This window comes from Carboxylicivirga sp. (genome assembly GCF_982718395.1).
In genome coordinates, this window is the sequence record NZ_CEXQWX010000110.1 from 1 (window position 1) to 20393 (window position 20393).

Sequence of the window (20393 nt, forward strand, 5' to 3'; positions counted from 1 at the left end):
GGATTTATAGCTGATGCTAAAGAAGAATCGATTGATACAATTCTTGAATTTGCCGAAGCTAAAAAACGAGGTGATATCAAGCAGTTATATGTGATGGGATGCCTTTCTGAGCGTTATCCCGGGCAATTGAAGAAAGAGTTGCCCGAAGTAGATAAGTTCTACGGTAAGTTTGACTGGAAAGATATAGTGAGCGAGATAGGAGCGACCTATCGTCGTGATCTGATGAATGAGCGCTCATTAACGACACCTAACCATTATGCCTATCTGAAAATCTCGGAAGGATGTAATCGCACCTGCAGTTATTGCGCTATACCGATAATTACTGGTAAGCATGTGAGTCGTCCGATCGATGGTTTGATTGATGAAGCCAAGCGATTAAGTGATACAGGAGTAAAAGAGCTGCAGGTCATAGCGCAGGATCTATCTTTTTATGGTTACGATTTATACAAAGACTATAAATTACCACATTTGGTGGATGAATTAGCCAAGATTAATGGAATTGAATGGATTCGTCTGCACTATGCCTATCCTGCAGGATTTCCTTTAGATGTGTTAAAGGTGATGCACGATAATCCGAAGGTATGTAATTATCTTGATATTGCCTTGCAACACATTAGTGATAATATGCTTGAGCTCATGCGACGTGGAGTACGTAAAAATCAGACCTATCGTTTAATTGAGGAAATGCGTAAGCAGGTGCCTGATATTCATTTAAGAACCACCTTTATTACGGGGCATCCTGGTGAAACTGAGCAGGATTTTGCTGAGATGGAGCAGTTTGTTAAAGATATCCGTTTTGAGCGATTGGGTGTTTTCCCATACTCACACGAGGATGATACCTATGCACATAAAAAATACCAAGACGATATTTCGGATGAAGTCAAACAGGAGCGTGCTGACCGGATTATGGAAATTCAGAATGGCATTGCCAAAGAAATTAACCAGGAAAAAGTTGGTAAAGCTTTAAAGGTTATTATCGATAGGGAAGAGGGCAATTATTTCATAGGCCGTACGGAGTATGATTCACCGGAAGTTGATCAGGAAGTTTTGCTCCACAAAGAGGAAAATAAGGTGCTGAATATTGGTGATTTTTATCAGGTTGAGATAACTGATTCTGAAGATTACGATCTCTTTGGAATAGCAAAATAATATTTACGGATGCGATCTTTATAAGCAATATGCAAACAAAGATCGCATTCTTAGCTTCATTCTTTTGGATGTATTATTTTATCCATTTTAATGTCGTGGGCTTCTGTCGGGACTTGATCTACCATCTGAAAATCAAAGGCAAGTCCAATTTTTCTGGCATTTGGTAAGCGGTTTAAGATTCTGTCATAGTAACCGGCACCGCGCCCCATTCGATTATTGTTGTTATCAAATGCAACACCAGGAATAATCACTAAATCAATTAGCTCTTCATCTTTAATCTCTTCTCCCGAAGGCTCAGGTATTCCATATTTATCACCGGCAACCAAGGACGCTTCACCTTCATACTTTACAATTTTCAGATCATCCCCGTTAATAACAGGAAGGTATATCTCTTTTTTTTGATACCATTGTTTGATAATAGCTTGGGTAGGTACTTCATCACTGATGGCCCAATAAAGCAGAATTTTGTCCGCCTTTAAAAATTCGTCGTATTGCTCCAGTTTGATTTGAATCAGTTCGCCCTGCTTGTATCTTTCACTTTCTGAAATTTGTTTTTTTAGTGCTCTTATGTGTTTTCGTAATTCTTTCTTCTCAATCATCCTGTGGATTTAAATTGCCATAAACATCAATGCGCCGATCTGCAAAAGCATCGTTTTTCTCGGTTATAAACTTATTATCGGCTAAACTTAAATCAATTTCAGCGTTTAATACCTGACTTTTATCTGTCTCACCACTGAGAATGGTTTCACCTAAAGGATTGGTTAAAACTGATTGTCCGGTGAAAGTTAATTCTCCTTCAGTACCAATTCTATTTGCTGTGGCAATAAAACAGCGGTTTATTAGTGAATAGGATGGGATGACACTTTGACAATATGGTAAAACTAAGTTTGAAGGATGAGCGACTATTTGTGCACCCTCAAGACATAGCTTTCGCCAGGCTTCAGGAAACATCCAGTCGAAGCAAACCAGCATGCCGATTTTACCCAGTTCTGTTTCAAACACTGGTAAACCAAGGTTACCAGGCGAAAAAATATCCTTTTCATTCAGGAACAGGTGTAGTTTGCGGTAGAGGCCGATTATACCCTCGGGCCCCAATAAAACTGAAGAGTTATATAATTGGTTGTTTTTCTGCTCACAAAATCCAGTTACTATATGAGTTCCTTTTGATTTGGCAAGTTGAGTTAATTCATCCAGGAAAACACTTCTGTCAACGGTCTCTGATGCTTCAAGGGCACTGATTTTATCCTTAAAATTATAACCGGAGTTAGCAAGTTCTGGCAGGACAAACAATTCACTCTCTAAAGGTTTAATCAAATCTGAAATTTGACTAATATTTTTTTCCGTATCGCCTAATTTTGGAGCGAATTGAACAAGACTGATCTTCATAGCAGTACGTTTATGGTCGATACCTTGACTCCCTTAGAATCTGATGTGCATCCTGATTTTTAATCAAATCATACAGTCCAACTTCAGGATGATTTTTAAGGTAGGCCTGGATTATCTGATAACCGAGAAAAATAGCAGCCTTTCCTGGTGAATCTTGTCCAAAATAATAGGTAAACGGACTACTTCCAACATATTTTTGGATCATCATACGTTCGGCATTATACAAGTGTTTTTGCTCGATCATACTTGCCCAAATATCCGCTTCGTGCCGATAGCACCATTTCATTTGCTGCTTAGAATAATCAAATAGCAGAGTGTCTTTAATTTCGGGGATCATATGCTTTACAAAATGCAACACTTTACCCTTCGAAATCATATTGCTTATGACATCTTCATTTTTCATTCGAAAAGAAAAATTCCCCAGTGCCATAGCTCTCATTACATCCGGAACCAACTTTTCAGGCACCATTTCCTTTCTCAGGTATTTGGGTGTAGCCAGCCATTCATAAAATTCGCAGTCAGCACCCAGGTATTTCTCAACGCTAACCGATATCCAGCTTGAATCCATCGCTATCGATTCGTTAAAATAAGAGGTATGAAGATAGACATCAGGAATTGAGGCTTCAGGAAAATAATATTTGTAGTGACGGAAGGCATCAGTAAGAGCATCTTTAATTTCATCAGTGTCTTCAAATTGCTCCTTACACGCTTGATAGACATCTTTATTATCTTCATAATCAAGGAAGCTTTTAATGAAATTAGTGTACTCAGGATTTTTCGGACTTCCAATTTTTATGATTTGCTGACTGTATGCATCCAGGTAGCTGCCATATTTTTCATGTAAAGCTTTCACTTCATCGTCTATATTATCTTCATCCATTTCAAACAGATCGATAAAGAACAATTGCGGATCTATATCAACATCAATATGACTGACATCGGGTCCTTTCGATGAAAAATCACATCCGGTCAGAAAAATGCCAATGGTACTTACTAAAAACAATAATTTCTTCATTACTTAAATTTCGATTAATGTGTAAAAATACGAAAGCTTTAAAAATATGTAGTTCGTAGTAAAAAAAAGTGGTGGTAAACCATGTTTTAACTATGTTTGTACTCGATTTTCAACCTAAAAATTGCATTATGAGACGAATGACTTTCCTTATTTTATTTGCCCTGATTGCAGTGGTAAATATCAAAGCTCAAGATTACAAACGGACACGTTTATCCTTTGTTTTAAGTCCGCAGATATCCTGGTTAGCTTCAGATAATAGTTCAGTTGAAGGAAATGGCAATCTCTTTGGTTACAACTTTGGAGTGGTGATGGATCGTTTTTTTGATAAAAATTATGCCTTCACTACCGGATTAACTATCAATACAACTGGTGGGAAATTAAGTTATGATCCGGCAACATCAATGGAAATAGGAGGAAGTACGATTAATGATGTTACTGATGCAACTTATCGTTTAAAATATGTTGAAGTACCTTTTGCATTAAAGCTGATCACCAACGAGTTTCATCGTTCACGTTATTATGGGCAGTTTGGATTATATACGCAGTATAATATCAAAACCAACGATGGTAACGGAAATGCTATGAGTAAAGAAGTTAACTTTTTTGATATGGGTTATCAGTTAGGTGGTGGAATGGAATATTCATTGGGTGGAGATACCTATATGATGTTGGGAGTTATCTATAGCGGAGGTTTTCTTGATGTAACAGATAATGTGGTTGAGGATAAAGCCACTCTTAATCGTTTCATCTTTCAATTTGGAATAATTTTCTAGTCCGTTACTAATTCAATAAAATACGCGAATTAAAGCAATAGAACAGAAGTAATGAAAATTGTATTAGCGCAGTTGAATTATCATATTGGCAATTTCGAGGCCAATACTGATAAAATGATTAATAATATTAATGAAGCTAAAGCAAATGGAGCCGATTTAATTGTTTTCTCCGAGTTGGCTGTATGTGGTTATCCACCTTATGATTTCCTGGAAAGAAAGGAATTTATTCAAAGTTGTACAGAAGGCATCGAGAAGGTGGCTAAAGCTTGTGATGGTATTGCGGCTATTGTTGGCGGACCAGAGATCAATCCTGAACCTCAGGGTAAAAATCTCTTCAATACTGCTTATGTTCTTGAAGAGGGTTCAATCAATCAAGTAGTTAGAAAAACTTTGTTGCCAAACTATGATGTGTTTGATGAGTATCGTTATTTCCAACCCAATATATTGTTTGAACTGGTTAAGATCAAAGGAAAAAAGATTGCCTTAACAATCTGTGAAGATATTTGGGATGATCAGCCTGTAGCCAATGCATTTGCCAGGGACAAGCTCTATACCTTGTCGCCGATGGATAAATTAATGCAACAAAAGCCTGATTTTGCGATTAACATTGCTGCATCGCCATTTTCATACACTCAGGTTGATATACGTCGTGATATTGTTCGTAATAAGGCCCGTCAATATAAAATACCATTCTTGTATGTTAACCAGGTGGGAGCCAACACTGAACTCATCTTTGACGGAAACAGTATGGTGGTTAATCGTCGTGGTGATATCATTGATCAGGCTCATGCTTTTAAAGAAGATTTGCTGACTGTTGAGATAGATTCACTTGATGATGCTGAAATAAAATCACCCAAACAAGAAAAACCAATTCAACTGATTTACGAGGCTTTGGTGGCAGGTGTAAAAGATTACTTCCACAAAATGGGCTTTACAAAAGCAACGCTTGGTTTATCCGGTGGTATTGATTCAGCAGTAACGGTTGCAATTGCAGCAGAAGCTTTAGGCAAGGAAAATGTGCGCGTATTATTATTGCCATCACAATATTCATCGGATCACTCCATAACCGATGCGGTTGATTTAGCCAATAATCTTGGAATAGATTACAATATTGTTCCCATCAAAGAGATATTTAATACCTGTAACTTCTTAATGAGTCCGATATTTGAAGGGAAGGAAGCTGACGTGACCGAAGAGAATATTCAGGCGCGCATAAGGGGGACTTTATTAATGGCACTTTCTAATAAATTCGGGCATATTCTATTAAATACTTCCAATAAGAGTGAAGCAGCCGTTGGCTATGGTACGTTATATGGTGATATGAACGGTGGATTATCCGTTCTTGGCGATGTTTATAAAACAGATGTTTTTAAACTGGCCATGTACATTAATCGCGATAATGAAATTATTCCTGAAAATACTATAGTAAAACCTCCTTCGGCCGAGTTAAGACCTGATCAAAAAGATTCAGATTCATTACCGGATTATGATGTTTTAGATGCTATTTTATTCCGTTACATTGAGAAGAATCAATCGCCAAGTGAGATTATCGAAGCCGGATATGATGAGGCTACTGTGCATAAAGCTGTGAGATTGGTTAATATGAACGAATACAAGCGTTTTCAAACGGCTCCGACATTACGGATCTCAAGCAAGGCATTTGGGATTGGACGTCGTATGCCTTTGGTTGCCAAATATTGATTTTAGGATTTTTAACTGCATAGAGTCAGCTTTTTTTATAAATTTGTATGTTATACAACATAGTTTTATAACACCTTTGTAATGTCTGTTAAAAAGAACAATACCCCGCAAGAGCCCACTATAAAAGATATTCAGAAGCTTTATAATATACTGAGCGACGAAGAAAAAGAATACCTTCTGGATAACCATTCAACAGTTTACTACAAAAAGAATGATATAATTTATCAGGAAGGAGAAAAACCAACCGGGCTTTTGTGTTTAGGGCAGGGAAAAGTAAAGATATTTAAAGAAGGAGTTAGTCGGAGGGAGCAGATCATCCGTATGGCAACAGCACCTGATTTTATTGGGTATCGTGCATTATTTGCAGAAGAAATGCACATTGCCAGTTCAGAAGTAATCGAACCAAGTACCATATTTCATGTGCCTAAAAAAGTCATTTATAATTTGATGAAGACTAATCCGGCTTTATCCATGGCTTTTATTAAATCTTTTGCCAGCGAATTGGGTTTTGCCCGTTACCGTACTGTTACTTTAACTCAAAAACATATTCGTGGCCGATTGGCCGAAAGCCTTTGCGTATTAAAGGATATATACGGATTTGAAGAAGATGAGCAGACTTTAGCGGTTTACCTGTCAAGAGAAGATTTGGCTAATTTCTCGAACATGACTACTTCAAATGCCATTCGTACACTTAGTTCTTTTGTTAATGAAAAGGTACTGGCGGTAAATGGCCGGGTTATTAAAATTCTGGATGCTGATACGCTTCAGCGAATTTCGAGGTTAGGGTAGGTACAATAGTCGGTAGGGATTAGTCAGTAGAAGAGCCTTTAGCTGTAAGCTGATAGTGGTTTACAGGATGCTTCATCTGTATATCAAGAAAGTTAGTAGTCTGATAATAATAGAATAAGGATCGCATCTTTATTTGCATTATGGCTATAAAGATTCGATCCGTAAGTTTTTCCAAATTAAGTTGGAACTTACTCTATATTCTTCTTTTGACTTTGTGGTTGATTAGATAATTTAGTCGCGTAGGTGCTATTGCTCAAAGGAAAGATTCGGTACTTAAAAAATAATCAAATCTTTAAAGCAACAAAAAAGCCCCTTAACAGGGGCTTAGTTATTTTTTCGCTTTTACATTGCTTATGCAGGGTGGATTGCTTCAGTCGGGCAAACATCTGCACAAGTACCACAGTCAGTACAAGCTTCAGCGTCAATCTTATAGATATCTCCTTCTGAGATAGCTTCTACTGGACATTCATCAACACAAGTACCACAAGCGATGCAGTCTTCATTAATTACGTAAGCCATTTTTTTTTCTTTATTGGTTATTATTACGGAAGCAAAATTATTGGCTTTTTTAATTAAAAAAAAGATTTCCTTTCGAAAGTACTTTATTTTGAAAGGATATAAATAAGGCTTTAAGGTCTTTTATTACTCAATTAGCTGTGCGTTAACCATTTTACCTTAAGTTTAGATGAATTCTAATTAATCCGTAAGCATAAATTTATAGCCTAAATAGGCCAGTAATCCGGCTGCAGTTTCCAGCGAATCCTCATTCAGATTAAATTGTGGGGTATGCAGACTGCCTGTGTTTCCATCTTCCTGCGCCACACCGAAACGATAAAAGGTACATGGGTATTTTTGCGAATAATAGCCAAAATCTTCGGCAGTCATTCGTATATCCATCATCTCAGTTTGATTGCTTCCCAGGTATTCTTTTGAGAAATCAACAGCCTGATCTGTTACTTGCTCATTATTATATACCACCGGATAGCCATCCTTTATATCAATCTCACATTCGGCACCCATAGATTTGGCAGTGGAACTGGCTATTTCGTGTATCTTCTCTTTAATTTTAGCTCGCCATTCTTCATTCATGGTGCGTAAAGTACCTGCTATCTCCACCGTTTCAGGGATAATATTGGTGGCACCATTGGCAATTACCTTTCCAAACGATAACACTGTTGGAATCTGTACCGGTACAATTCGGCTAACCACCTGTTGAAGCGCTACAATAATATGAGAGGCGATCAGCACATTATCGGTTAAGGTGTGAGGCATTGCTGCATGACCACCTTTTCCTTTAACAGTGATATACACTTCATCACCCGAGGCCATATACATACCGCTTTTAAAACCTGCATGTCCGGCTTTCATATTGGGCAGTACGTGCTGACCTATAATCATCTCCGGTTCATTTCCATCAAAACAGCCTTCCTCCATCATTAATTTGGCACCACCCGGGAACACTTCTTCGGCTGGTTGAAATGAAAGTAAAATGGTACCTTCCCATTCATCTCTAATATCATTAAGCACCATGGCTGCACCCAGCAAAGCCGCTGTATGGGCATCGTGACCACAGGCATGCATAACGCCTTCATTCCTAGAGGTAAATTCAAGTGTGTTGTTTTCCTGAATAGGTAATGCATCCATATCGGCCCGCAGCGCAATCGTTCGTTTTTCAGGATTCTTACCTTTCAGGTAGCCAATGATTCCTGTCTTTACAAAACCGGCTTTAAAGGGGATATTAAGTTTATTCAACTGTTCCTGAATAAAAGCGGAGGTATTATGCTCTTCAAACGATAGTTCAGGATGTTGATGCAAATGTCTTCTTATATCAATAATTTGGTTAAGATATTGCTTTGTTAGTTCTTTAATTCGGTTTTGCATGAAAATAGAGTTTGACACAATGAAAAACTACATCTTTTGTTAATATTTTAAACTTTCGTTACAAAGATAACATATATTGAGGGAAATGGCTGTTATGCTCTACTTATTATTAGTGAAATCAAAACCTAAACGTTCAAAAGCATCCTTCCCAATCGCATCGCCGGTTGCCCCAATCTACCAGCCACCTCTCCCAATGGCGGTCACTACCCCTCCCAATGCATGAAAAGTATGTCCCAATTTACTTGCCGACTGTCCCAATTGGCTTGACAGGTGCCCCAAGTGGTATAACTTATTTACAGGAGGCGCAGACGATTGCCCCAATGACGAGACCTGCTACACAGGAAGACCAACAGATTTAACACTGATAGAACTATACCAGATATAAATCTGGAACCTTCAACATATCCCTCTTCTTTTCCAAAAAGTTTTGATATAAATGCATTATTAAGAGATAAATGGATTGATTGGATAATAAGTAATGAGCTGTAAATATAATATATGAACTCTACTCGATTTGAGAGGTTACTCGCACACATCTTGTGACACGGATGAATATTTTCACTGATCGCACTAAGGCAACATTTCAGACTCTTTTTGAGAATTTTTTAAAACTGCACACCTATGTTGGGCTCCCCATTCTACCATAGCTTCAAGAATAGGTTTAAGTGTATATCCGGAATCTGTAAGCTCATATTCAATTCGAACTGGTCGTTCATTGTAAATATTTCTCTTAACAATATTATTCACTTCCAATTCTTTAAGCTCTTTTGATAGCATTCTTGGAGTTATTTTCTTCAATGTGTTCTCAAGATCTTTAAACCGTTTAGTACCAAAAAGAAGTGTTCCTATAATCGGAACCTTCCATTTACCATTTAATACAGCTAAACAATCGTTTAATGCTAATATGGTAGAGGCCGGGCATTCAGGAATGTTACTTGGATTCATTATTTTACTTTTTTGACTATACTTCTGTATAGTGCTATTTTAATACTATCTACTATACTTTGTATAGCAAAAGTAATAATTTTGAGCAAAAATCTTTAGATCATGATACAGAAAATAGCATTTGTTGGAGTTACCGGAAATTTAGCTCCATTTACCTACAAAGAATTAATTGAGAATGGTATTCACATTAAAGCCTTGGTTCGAAATATCAACAAGGTAAAGGAAATATCAAATTTCCCGTCTGAGATTGAAATACTCGAAGGTGATTTAAGTAATCTTGATAGTTTAAGGAAATTGGTAACTGGTGTTGATGCTATTTACTTAAACCTGTCAACACAAGATACTAAAGCGCCTTTTCAGCCAGAAATTGATGGGATTAAAAACGTTATAAAAGTTGCAAAAGAGAAGAATATAAAACGAATTTTTCATGTTTCTGCAGTAACGGTAATGTATCCTGAGTTTGCACAAGGAGCAGAGCTCTTTATAAATTCGATCAGAAAAACCGGATACCGGCTTTTAAAAGAATCTGGTATTCCTTGTACCTTTTTTCACTGCTCGTGGATTATGGATACCATAGAATTTACAATGAGAAAGGGTGATACACTTCAGGCATTTAAGCCCATTCATTATCCTATGTATTGGCTGGCTGGCAAAGATCTGGGAAGAATGATTGCTAATGCTGTAGCAATATCTGACCATGAGTTAACAAAGGATTATGTGATGCAAGGGAAAGAAGCCATTACTTTTGAAGAGGCATTGACACGTTATGCCAATACGCATCAACCCAAATTAAAGGTACAGCTGGCTCCAATCTGGTTACTTAAAATGATCGGTTTTTTTAATAAAGATGCACGACTGGCAGCTCAAATAGGGACTTTCTTTTCTAATTACAAAGAAGAGTTTAGAGCAGAACAAACATGGAAAGAGCTTGGAGAACCTTCATATAGTATTGAGAATTTTATGAAATAAACAAAAACCAATGACTAACATGTAAATTAGAAAATAGCAGTTTGGCTTATATCCAAAGAGTATTACATTTATTGGAATTTATTGTATGCAATAAGGTTGGAGGCAATTAATTTAATAGCTTTCCTTACTGTAATCATTAAGTGTAATTAAAAAGAAGAGAAAGACTTATAAGATGAACTCTATTGATAAGATTATTAAAGAATTAGACTTAAAACCACATCCCGAAGGAGGGTATTTTAAAGAGACGTATAGAAGTGTTGGGGAAATAAATATAGATAGTCTTGATGCCAAATATAATGGAAGTAGGAATTATTCAACTTGTATCTACTTTTTGCTGACATCTGATAAATTCTCATCCTTTCACAGAATTAAGCAGGATGAGATTTGGCATTTTTATGATGGTTCACCAATTCGACTTCACATAATTTCAGAGGCAGGTGAATATTCGTACCATCTTATTGGTCGTGATTTTTCTAAAGGGGAAGTTCCTCAGTTCATAGTTCCTGGAGGTTGTTGGTTTGCTGCTGAAGTAATAAATAAAAATGATTACTCATTAGTGGGGTGTACCGTATCTCCCGGATTTAGTTTTGAAGACTTCGAACTTAAAAACAGGAAGGAACTTGTTTCATTGTATCCAAATCTGGAAGAAGTTATTTCGAGATTGACACATCAGTAACATACTCTAGAATAACCGTAAATTGCTTTTTGATGGTATTCATATTTTTACAATTGCTCAATCTATAAAAAGAAAACTGTTATAATATTTCACATCACATTAACAATTAGCTATTTTCAATGTTGTTATTTTTGAGCTTGTATAAATCAACATGTAATTAATATGGCATTTTTAAGTTTTGGAGAATACAAAGACGATCTTGGATACAAAGTAGTTGATGAGCGTGTATGGCGGGGGAGTGCAGGCATCATGTTATTATTGGGCACAGTTGCTTCAATCAATGGCTTTATTCTGAATAAGTACGAAATTATTCCATATATATCAGGATTTTTAGTGATTAACTTCTTTATAGGAGTGTTTATTAATCCAAAGTTCTCACCAACGGCATTACTTTCCAGAATGGTTACTTATAATCAAAGCCCATTATGGATTGGAGCTGTGCAAAAAAAATTTGCATGGAGTCTTGGGTTAGCTTTGTCGATTACCATTTTTATATTGTCATTGCAATTAGTAAATGATGTAAGCTATTTCGGACCAGTATGCATCTTGTGCTTACTTTGTTTGTTATTGCTCTATCTGGAATCAGTATTTGGTATATGTGTGGGTTGCCAGATTTATCACCTGGCTATTCGGAGTAAAATTATAAAAGCTCCTGAAGTAAAACCCAATTGTATGGGAGATTCGTGTGAAGTATAAATGAATAGTAATTAAATAAGATAATTCTGCCCGGTGTTAGTCAATACCGGGCTTTTTTTGATCTAACGTAAGTGCCTTATTAAATAGCTTTATGACTTTTGGCTCAGAATTCTTTTTTTAGTTGCGTGGTATCAAACAATGCACCAAATCTGCTGTTCTTTTTTTGAGGACTATTGTTAATAGTTTTGTAAGCTTTTTCAATATTCAACGACTATCATCTTAAATAACAGATTCAATGTCGTATTAAAACTAAGATTATGAAACAGCTATTATCTTTAATTATAACTCTTACTTTAAGCATTACTATGTCAGCACATAATAAAGAAATTGCAACATTCGGAGGCGGGTGTTTTTGGTGTACAGAGGCGTTTTTTGCAGCATTAGATGGTGTGGAAAAGGTTGAATCAGGATATAGTGGGGGGCAACAGGCTAATCCAACTTATAAAGAAGTTTGTTCCGGATTGACAGGACATGCCGAAGTCGTTCAGATAACTTATGATCCTGAAAAAGTGTCGTTTGAGGAGTTATTGGAAGTGTTTTTTGCTACACATAACCCTACAACACTTAACAGGCAGGGGGCCGATGTAGGAACGCAATATCGGTCAGTGATATTTTATCACAATGTAGACCAAAAAAAGATTAGTGAACTAATTATTAAAGAGCTTAATACTCAAAAGATCTTTAAGGACCCAATTGTGACTGAAGTGAGCACTTTTGAAAAATTCTACAAGGCAGAAGACTATCACCAGGATTACTTTGCCAATAATCCACGACAGCCTTATTGTAATGCAGTGATCAATCCTAAAATGGAAAAGTTTAAAAAACTCTTTAAAGAAAAATTGAAAAAGTAACATGTGGTAACTGTCAGTGTATCAATTAATATATGATTTTCTGTTGATGGCATTGTTAATTTTGTATTAAGCAAAGGTTGTTTTATAACATGAAAAATACCTATCTTTGAACCTCGGAATGAGGCAACAGATTGACCAATATTTGCGACGACGAAAGTCAAATAATCATCCGGGAAAAGATGATTTTCAACGTCGTTTTTCCGTTTACTCATTCAATCATTTCAATGTTGAGCAACTTATTGATTTTAGATATTTTCAAAAAGACCTGATTTTTATTTCAGGTCTTTTTTTTGTGCTCATTCTTCATCCGATTGATTGTTTTTTAGCAAATACTAATTATAGTCCAAACCAAATAATGTGGGGGCAACCTCACGGTAAATTGTTATGCAAATGAAGAACAAAAGTTTAGTTTCCATCACCGATTTCTCAAAAGAGGAAATCTTACGCATTGTGGAGTTGGCAGCAGAATTTGAAGCTAACCCAAATCAAAAGTTATTAGATGGTAATGTGGTATCCAGCTTATTTTTTGAACCATCTACACGCACCCGCCTAAGCTTCGAAACAGCTATTCAGCGTTTAGGAGGAAGCATTATTGGCTTTACCGATTCATCATCATCATCAACCTCAAAAGGCGAGTCGTTAAACGATACCATTAAAATGGTGAGTAACTATAGCGATTTGATTGTGATGCGTCACCCATTGGAAGGTTCAGCGCGTTATGCCTCTGAGGTGTCGGATGTACCAGTAATCAATGCGGGAGATGGAGCTAATCAGCATCCAACACAGACCTTGTTAGACATGTACTCGATTTATAAAACACAAGGTACTTTAGAGAACCTGAACATCTTTTTGGTGGGAGATCTTAAATATGGTCGTACAGTACATTCCTTGTTAATGGCCATGTCACAGTTTAATCCAACTTTTAACTTCATTTCGCCTGACTCACTGAAGATGCCGGATGAATACAAACTATTTCTGGATTCGAAAGGCATAAAATACTACGAGCACCTTGAGTTTACTGATATAATTGAAGCCGCTGATATCCTTTATATGACTCGTGTTCAGCGCGAGCGTTTCTCAGATCCTATTGAGTATGAAAAAGTGAAAAACGTTTATGTGTTGCGTAACGCCATGCTTGATAATACTAAGGATAACCTGCGTATTTTACATCCGCTTCCACGCGTTAACGAGATTCATACCGATGTGGATGAAAATCCGAAAGCGTACTATTTTGAGCAGGCTGAAAATGGCGTGTATGCTCGTATGGCCATTATGGCATCTATTTTAGGATTGAAGTAATATCAGTTAAAGACATTGAATCATGACAAAGAAAGAATTAAGCGTTAGAGCAATAAAAAACGGTACAGTAATCGATCATATACCTGCTACTCATTTATTTAAGGTAATCTCTATACTTGGTTTGGATAAAATAGAGAACCAGATAACCTTTGGTACCAACTTGAAAAGTAAGCAACAAGGGCATAAAGCTATTATTAAAGTGGCTAAGAAATACTTTGCTGACGAGGATATCAATAAAATTGCTTTGGTAGCGCCATTTGCTAAATTAAATATTATTGAAGATTACCAGGTAGTTGATAAGAAAGTGGTAGAGGTACCTGAACAGATTGTTGGTATTGCAAAGTGTTTTAACCCTAAATGCATTACCAATAATGAAAAAATGACCACTAAATTTTCGTTAGTTGAGAAACAACCATTAGCTTTGAAATGTCAATATTGTGAGAAAATCACAAATGAAGAGCATTTAGAAGTATTATAAATTGATGGACCAGGATGCATCGAGCATCTGACTTAAATAGAAAACTCCTGCATCGCCCGATGTGGGAGTTTTTGTTGGCTAAGAACCATTTATTAAAAAATCTGTTTTAATCTTGTCACCAATAATATTTATTTATGAATAAAAGAGATAAGATTATTTACTGGATTGTAACAGGTTTGTTTTCAGCTATGATGTTGATGTCGGCTGGTATGTACTTTTTTAACAATGAAATGGTTACTGAAGTATTTGTTAAATTAGGTTATCCTACCTACATTATTTACCCATTGGCTGTTGCTAAAATACTAGGAGTAATTGCCATATTAAGCAATGCTTCGAAAAAATTAAAAGAATGGGCTTATGCAGGTTTTTTCTTCGACTTTATATTGGCAGCATCAGCCCATATCAATATTAACGATGGGGAACAAATGGCTTCGATAGTAGCAATGGTTCTTTTAATTGTATCTTACATTTTTGGAAGAAAACGTTGATCTATAGAAGCTAATAGTTAGATTATAAATTAACTTATTGCTTGTCGTCCGACTAATAGATGTCAAAACAACTTAGTCGGACGATGAGTTTTATACATTTTTAAAACCTTACAAAGTATCCTAAGTTGCAGAGACCTTTGTAACCGAGTCCTATATTACCTGTTAATCCATGTTTTTTACCCCATTGAAAACTCAGCAAATTAATGTGATAGGTAATACCATCCAGATCAATACTGGAGTTAAGACCGCCTTCAGTTCGAAATCGCTCAATACCATAACCAATACTGAGACCACTGCTTAGTTTGAATTTAGGATGGTGCAGGTACTCGAAATCGATTTGTGGTGCAATTACTAAGGCACTTTTTGTTGAGCGATAAATATCAGATATGCTTGTCGAAGGAGAATTGTTGTAGTAAAGTTGAAGTGCGTTACCTTCTGCAACAGCTTTGTCGTACATACAGCTTGCACCAATTTTAAGCCAGGGATTTAAGTAACGTTTATACTCCAGGTTGAATGCTCCCAAAACAAAATACTTCGATTGGCCTTCGAAACTTCCATCAACCCATTTTTCGAAGCGGTACAATGAAACAGGAGAGTAGGTGATATTAATTTCTTCGTTTTGCGCAAAGGAGTGCATAAAAGCACAGCAAAGAATTGCCAGCAGGTTAACTTTCTTCATCATGTTAGAGTTAAGATTTTATTCTCTAATTTGACAACAAACCGCACAGACACACTTATTGTAAACCTTATTTTTTTTAACTAGCGGTCAATTTGTTCTGGTAATGTATCTTTGTCGCAAAAGTATTTAAGATGGCTAAACAAGACTGGAAACCGGGCAATATGATTTACCCATTGCCTGCAGTTATGGTAACAGTGGGCAATTCGCCCGACAATTATAATATTATTACAATCGCGTGGACGGGAACGATTTGTTCTGATCCTCCCATGTGTTACATATCAGTGCGCAAGGGACGTCATTCATACAAAGCTCTAAAGGAGACAGGTGAGTTTGTTATTAATCTCACAACAAAAGACCTGTCATATGCAACAGATTGGTGTGGTGTACGATCCGGACGCCAGTATAACAAGTTTGAGGAGATGCATTTGACTCCCGGAAAGGCATCTGTTGTAAGCGCACCTATCATTGAAGAATCACCCATTAATATTGAATGCAAAGTAACAGAGGTAAAAGAACTTGGGACGCATGATATGTTTATTGCCGAAGTAGTAAATGTAAAAGCCGATGAAAAGTACATTGATGAAAAAACAGGTGCCTTTAGCCTTCAAAAAGCCAAACCAATTTGTTATTCGCACGGACATTATTTCGAAGTAGGGAAGAAGATTGGAAAGTTTGGCTATGCCGTAGAAAAGAAAAAGAATAAGCGGCGCAGAAAATAGTTCATCGTTGACAACTCAATAAGTGTAGCTCTATCTTTGCAAAACCTGTTTAACAATTTATGCTCAGAATTCGTGTCACCAATAATTAAAAATAAGTGTCATGAGAAAAATTGTTGTTTTAGGATTGCTAATGGTATTTACTATATCAGTAGCGCAAAATTATAGCAAAGAGGAGCTTGCTATAAAGAAGGCGATTGAAAAAGAAACGGAACTCTTCTATCAGGGAGATTACGACGGATGGTCTTCGATGTGGGAACATTCTGATCCTGTCTATTTTGGCGTTTATTCGTCTGATTTTAAAATGGAATTCACCAATTGGGAGGCATTAAGTAAATCGGCTAAAGAGCATATGACGATGATGGCCGATAATAAGGTGCCACTGCCTAAGAAGAAAGATTACAACTTCTATATTAACAAAAACTCAGCATTAGTTACTTTTCGTGAGGATGGAGATTTAAGTTCGCGACTTCTGATAAAAGATAAAGGTAGCTGGAAGATGAAGCAGATGACCGTGTCTAAAGAAAAGCATTATGCGAATTTAGAGTGTAAAAAACTTCTGCAAAAGCTCTGTGGTAATTGGCACATTGATGCATCTTCCTATAAAACTGATTTGGATTGGGAAGTTACATTGGAGGAGTTAAATGGAGTGATCTCCGAATCGGAAGGTGTTTTTAACATGAAATTCGAATTTTTAGTACAAGAAAATGGTGAGTTAGCCAGATATTGCTCTGAAGTGAAGATTGGAGGCGGTTCTTTAGCCGATGATATTCCGGTACTTATTAATAATGTTGGAAACAATTATTACAAGGCTTATGGTGGTAAATGTCGTATTGCAGACGGGCAGTTACACATGGAAACATTTCCCATTCTGAAACCTGAGCGTATTGATGCAAAATCAATAATGAGACTGGAAAAAGACGGTAGCTTGTATTGTGAAGATAAGTATTACGATAAGGACGGTAAACCTAGCGGAACTATGTCCTACAAGTTAATTAGAAATTTATGAGTAAAAATTAAACCCGGCCTCTTGAGGCCGGGTTTATTCTTATGATTCAGTGTCTTTCTTTATTTTACCACCTGTATTTTCACTTTTTTCAACTTTGTTAGGTTCGCCTCTGTAGTATACTACACCGCCTGATCCTGCTGTACCTCCCAGTTTTTCAGTAGCTGTTACTTCTATAACGCTGCCCAATGTAGCTTTAGCGTATGTTTCTGCACATTCGAGGTTAAAACCGTGATATTTACCTCCGGCACCAATTTTTACATCCTGATATTTGGCTTTACCTTCGATTTCAATTTTTGATGTGGAACCACTTACATCCAGATTGTTAACATCCACGTCAAGCAGAACATTGGACTCAGTACCACCATGAATTTTAAGCGATTCAGCATAAATGGTATTTTCTGCATCAATTGTAGCGCCCGAACCAGCTTCAATTTCTCGAAGACGTTTGTAAGTTACATAAACCTGAACAGCCATGTCTTTATATATCTTCGTTTTCATCTTCACTGTAAGTCTGCGATTCTTAACTGTGGTGATCACGTCACTGACTTCTGCATTCTTTATATGTACATCAACTTCTTCTTTATCACCTTCGATAAGTGTTACATTAATTCCCTTTGAAGCTTTTACCTTATCAAAAGAACCAACTTTTCTAATCTGTGTATGATCTGCTTCTTGTGCATTGAGACTAAAAATAACTGCAAATAAAAGTAAGACTGTGAGAGTTCGTTTCATATGATTTAATTTTTGTTTGTCATACGCATTTTTGTATTGTAGGTTATGCGTATTGATAATTGTCTAATGTTTATAACTGCCACTTTGTAACAAAAACTATGCAAATAATTCGCGAAGCTCAGTTTCCGACAAATCTTTTATAGGATTATTCGTCGTGATAAATGTATCCGCCAGGGCTGTTTTTCTCTCCTGCAGTTTGGCAATTTTTTCTTCTATGGTTTCGGAGGCAATAAACTTGTATACAAATACATTCTTTGTTTGACCGATGCGATGAGCACGGTTTATGGCCTGAGCTTCGGCAGCCGGGTTCCACCAAGGGTTTAATACAAAAACATAATCAGCTTCGATCAAGTTAAGACCAACGCCACCAGCTTTAAGTGATATCAGAAAGATACGGCAGTTTTCGTCAGAGGTGAAACTTTTAATCACCTTTTGACGATCGGTGGTTGAGCCAGTAAGTTTGGCATATTTGATTCCCTGTTTTATTAAGTCCTTCTCGATCAATTCCAGATCTTTCACAAATGAGGAGAAGATCAATACCTTATGCTTTTCACTAATGGCATTATTTAGTTTCTGAAAAATTTGTTCGTATTTACCCGATGAACCTTCATAAGAATCATCAACCAAAGCCGGGTGATTGGCAATCTGACGTAGCTTAGTCAGTGCCTGGAGTGCCAATATGGCATTTTTATTCACACCCGTTTGTTCAATGGCTTTCATCAACTCATTGCGGATACCTGATTTCTCGCGTTCATAGAATTTTTGTTGTTCTTCTGTCATGTCACAAACAAGCGTTTGTTCAGTCACAGGTGGCAATTCTTTCGCAACCATTTCTTTGGTTCGGCGAAGGATAAAAGGATTAATAAGCTGGCGAAGTTTCTGCTCTTTGGCTTCGTCCCTTTTTTTCTCTATCGGGCCGGCAAAATGATTCTTAAAGAAATTAAGATTTCCAAGTAAGCCATTATTGACAAAGTTCATTTGTGCCCATAAGTCAACCAAAGCGTTTTCTATTGGAGTACCTGTAAGTACTAACTTATTTTTGGCTTTAATTTCGTTTACAGCCTGGTATACCTTCGAACCCGGATTTTTAATATTCTGGCTTTCATCTAATATGGCATAGTGAAAGTCATAATTCTTGAGGAATTCGATATCATTACGGGCTATGCCATAACTGGTTAAAACAACATGATAGTGTTTGAAAATTTTACCAATTTCTTTCGATTTAGTACGGTTATTTCCGGTATACAAATAGATTTTAAGTTTAGGTGCAAACTTAATTATTTCATTGGCCCAGTTATGTACCAAAGAGGTCGGCATTACGATTAAACTTGCGGGAACAGAGCTGTTATTAAAGCCTTGAACCGAATCAAACAAGCCCAATTGGCCTTCTGTCGTTTGCTTATCCTCTGAAGCAGTGGTATCATATTGATTTAGCAGTAGCGATATGGTTTGAATGGTTTTACCGAGTCCCATATCATCTGCTAAGATGCCTCCGAACTGATTGCTGTTAAGCATCTTCATCCAGGTATAACCCTCCAGCTGGTAAGGGCGTAAGGTCGCTTTAAGGCCATCTGGCGAATCAAAATTAATGGCTTTTTGTTCCAGTTTGGCCATTTTCTTTTGCCATTCAGGTGATACCTCTTCCAGCTTATCTTGTTCAAGTAAATTGTAATGCATTTTATCCAGCGACATTTTGTCGTCATCCACATTTACAAAATGCATCAGGTCGGTGTATTTGGTAAACCATTCGGCTGGAATAATAAATATAGAGCCATTAGGGAGAGTATATTCCTGCTTACCTCTTAAAATATGCTGGCGTATTTTTTGAAATGGAATTTTAAACTCATCAACGATAATTACAGCCTTAATATCAAACCAGTCGTTGTCCTCTTTGTATTGCATATCCAGTCGTACATGGCCTGAATAGTACTTTTCGTCAAAACCATTTTGTTCGAGATGAATACTAGCTTTCAGAAGAGCCTTGGCATTAGTATTAAGCCATTCAATAACATCAGGCAAGTCATTCGACATGGCATCATTATAAATGGGACGGTATTGTGAATCGCTGACTGATTTTAAGCCCAGTGTTACCAATAGTTCAATAATACCCTGTTCTTCCTCACTGTTTCTGTTGAAACGGTCAAATATATGGTGACCTTTC

22 protein-coding genes are annotated in these 20393 nt (G+C 36.8%); 13 read left to right on the forward strand and 9 right to left on the reverse strand.

The annotated features are described in order from the left end of the window. Positions 1 to 1149 (forward strand): 30S ribosomal protein S12 methylthiotransferase RimO (gene rimO, locus AC4MRQ_RS17570; RefSeq protein WP_491199013.1); only part of this gene is annotated, 1149 nt, incomplete at its 5' end. Positions 1150 to 1205: 56 nt separating this feature from the next. Here rimO and AC4MRQ_RS17575 read toward each other — a convergent pair. Genes AC4MRQ_RS17575 through gldB form a run of 3 tightly spaced genes read right to left on the reverse strand, consistent with a single transcriptional unit; the run spans position 1206 to position 3550 of the window. Beyond that, entirely contained in the window at positions 1206 to 1748 is a 543-nt protein-coding gene (locus tag AC4MRQ_RS17575; RefSeq protein WP_491199014.1) for a 5-formyltetrahydrofolate cyclo-ligase, read from the reverse strand. After that, positions 1741 to 2535, reverse strand: coding sequence for a nitrilase-related carbon-nitrogen hydrolase (locus AC4MRQ_RS17580; RefSeq protein WP_491199015.1), 795 nt, complete (start codon positions 2533 to 2535; stop codon positions 1741 to 1743). Before AC4MRQ_RS17580 ends, AC4MRQ_RS17575 begins: the two co-directional genes overlap by 8 nt. Positions 2536 to 2545: 10 nt before the next feature. Further along, entirely contained in the window at positions 2546 to 3550 is a 1005-nt protein-coding gene (gene gldB, locus AC4MRQ_RS17585) for a gliding motility lipoprotein GldB (RefSeq protein WP_491199016.1), read from the reverse strand. A gap of 128 nt (positions 3551 to 3678) precedes the next feature. Between gldB and AC4MRQ_RS17590 the strand changes: the two genes are divergently transcribed. The 3 genes from AC4MRQ_RS17590 to AC4MRQ_RS17600 all read left to right on the forward strand — a co-directional run bounded on the left by AC4MRQ_RS17590 (position 3679) and on the right by AC4MRQ_RS17600 (position 6813). Then, positions 3679 to 4323, forward strand: coding sequence for a porin family protein (locus AC4MRQ_RS17590; RefSeq protein WP_491199017.1), 645 nt, complete (start codon positions 3679 to 3681; stop codon positions 4321 to 4323). 51 nt (positions 4324 to 4374) lie between these two features. Then, positions 4375 to 6024, forward strand: coding sequence for an NAD+ synthase (locus AC4MRQ_RS17595; protein ID WP_491199018.1), 1650 nt, complete (start codon positions 4375 to 4377; stop codon positions 6022 to 6024). Positions 6025 to 6105: 81 nt separating this feature from the next. Further along, positions 6106 to 6813, forward strand: a complete 708-nt coding sequence (locus AC4MRQ_RS17600; RefSeq protein ID WP_491199019.1) for a Crp/Fnr family transcriptional regulator — start codon at positions 6106 to 6108, stop codon at positions 6811 to 6813. A gap of 351 nt (positions 6814 to 7164) precedes the next feature. Here AC4MRQ_RS17600 and fdxA read toward each other — a convergent pair whose 3' ends face one another. From fdxA to AC4MRQ_RS17615, 3 genes are all read right to left on the reverse strand, one after another. Then, positions 7165 to 7332, reverse strand: a complete 168-nt coding sequence (gene fdxA / locus AC4MRQ_RS17605; RefSeq protein ID WP_212191099.1) for a 4Fe-4S ferredoxin — start codon at positions 7330 to 7332, stop codon at positions 7165 to 7167. 177 nt (positions 7333 to 7509) lie between these two features. Further along, positions 7510 to 8694 (reverse strand): M20 metallopeptidase family protein, encoded by a 1185-nt coding sequence (locus AC4MRQ_RS17610; protein WP_491199020.1) that lies wholly within the window; start codon positions 8692 to 8694, stop codon positions 7510 to 7512. Between the two features lie 570 nt (positions 8695 to 9264). After that, the gene (locus tag AC4MRQ_RS17615; RefSeq protein ID WP_491199021.1) at positions 9265 to 9639 is read right to left on the reverse strand and encodes a winged helix-turn-helix transcriptional regulator; all 375 of its coding nucleotides are present in this window, start codon (positions 9637 to 9639) and stop codon (positions 9265 to 9267) included. Between the two features lie 102 nt (positions 9640 to 9741). On the opposite strand from AC4MRQ_RS17615, the gene AC4MRQ_RS17620 reads away from it, so the two are divergent. The 7 genes from AC4MRQ_RS17620 (at position 9742) to AC4MRQ_RS17650 (ending at position 15096) form a co-directional block, all read left to right on the forward strand. Continuing rightward, positions 9742 to 10608: an SDR family oxidoreductase gene (locus AC4MRQ_RS17620; RefSeq protein ID WP_491199022.1), complete on the forward strand. Its 867-nt coding sequence runs from the start codon at positions 9742 to 9744 to the stop codon at positions 10606 to 10608. Between the two features lie 172 nt (positions 10609 to 10780). Continuing rightward, on the forward strand, positions 10781 to 11284 hold the full coding sequence (locus AC4MRQ_RS17625; RefSeq protein WP_491199023.1) for a cupin domain-containing protein: 504 nt from the start codon (positions 10781 to 10783) through the stop codon (positions 11282 to 11284). A gap of 162 nt (positions 11285 to 11446) precedes the next feature. After that, positions 11447 to 11980, forward strand: a complete 534-nt coding sequence (locus tag AC4MRQ_RS17630) for a DUF4395 domain-containing protein (RefSeq protein ID WP_491199024.1) — start codon at positions 11447 to 11449, stop codon at positions 11978 to 11980. A 257-nt stretch (positions 11981 to 12237) separates the two neighbouring features. Continuing rightward, on the forward strand, positions 12238 to 12831 hold the full coding sequence (gene msrA, locus AC4MRQ_RS17635) for a peptide-methionine (S)-S-oxide reductase MsrA (RefSeq protein ID WP_491199025.1): 594 nt from the start codon (positions 12238 to 12240) through the stop codon (positions 12829 to 12831). A 390-nt stretch (positions 12832 to 13221) separates the two neighbouring features. Continuing rightward, positions 13222 to 14130, forward strand: coding sequence for an aspartate carbamoyltransferase (pyrB, locus tag AC4MRQ_RS17640; RefSeq protein ID WP_491199026.1), 909 nt, complete (start codon positions 13222 to 13224; stop codon positions 14128 to 14130). 22 nt (positions 14131 to 14152) lie between these two features. Continuing rightward, the gene (gene pyrI, locus AC4MRQ_RS17645; RefSeq protein WP_491199027.1) at positions 14153 to 14608 is read left to right on the forward strand and encodes an aspartate carbamoyltransferase regulatory subunit; all 456 of its coding nucleotides are present in this window, start codon (positions 14153 to 14155) and stop codon (positions 14606 to 14608) included. A gap of 134 nt (positions 14609 to 14742) precedes the next feature. Then, positions 14743 to 15096, forward strand: a complete 354-nt coding sequence (locus AC4MRQ_RS17650; RefSeq protein WP_491199028.1) for a DoxX family protein — start codon at positions 14743 to 14745, stop codon at positions 15094 to 15096. Positions 15097 to 15196: 100 nt separating this feature from the next. Here the strand turns inward: AC4MRQ_RS17650 and AC4MRQ_RS17655 are convergent, their stop codons facing one another. Further along, complete coding sequence (locus tag AC4MRQ_RS17655; RefSeq protein ID WP_491199029.1) at positions 15197 to 15778, reverse strand: hypothetical protein; 582 nt, start codon at positions 15776 to 15778, stop codon at positions 15197 to 15199. Positions 15779 to 15906: 128 nt separating this feature from the next. On the opposite strand from AC4MRQ_RS17655, the gene AC4MRQ_RS17660 reads away from it, so the two are divergent. Together AC4MRQ_RS17660 and AC4MRQ_RS17665 are read left to right on the forward strand one after the other, a co-directional pair. Then, entirely contained in the window at positions 15907 to 16494 is a 588-nt protein-coding gene (locus tag AC4MRQ_RS17660; protein WP_491199030.1) for a flavin reductase family protein, read from the forward strand. A gap of 100 nt (positions 16495 to 16594) precedes the next feature. Then, on the forward strand, positions 16595 to 17500 hold the full coding sequence (locus tag AC4MRQ_RS17665; protein ID WP_491199031.1) for a hypothetical protein: 906 nt from the start codon (positions 16595 to 16597) through the stop codon (positions 17498 to 17500). 39 nt (positions 17501 to 17539) lie between these two features. Here AC4MRQ_RS17665 and AC4MRQ_RS17670 read toward each other — a convergent pair whose 3' ends face one another. Beyond that, entirely contained in the window at positions 17540 to 18232 is a 693-nt protein-coding gene (locus tag AC4MRQ_RS17670; protein WP_491199032.1) for a head GIN domain-containing protein, read from the reverse strand. 96 nt (positions 18233 to 18328) lie between these two features. After that, on the reverse strand, positions 18329 to 20393 hold a 2065-nt coding region (locus tag AC4MRQ_RS17675), incomplete at its 5' end, for a DEAD/DEAH box helicase (RefSeq protein WP_491199033.1).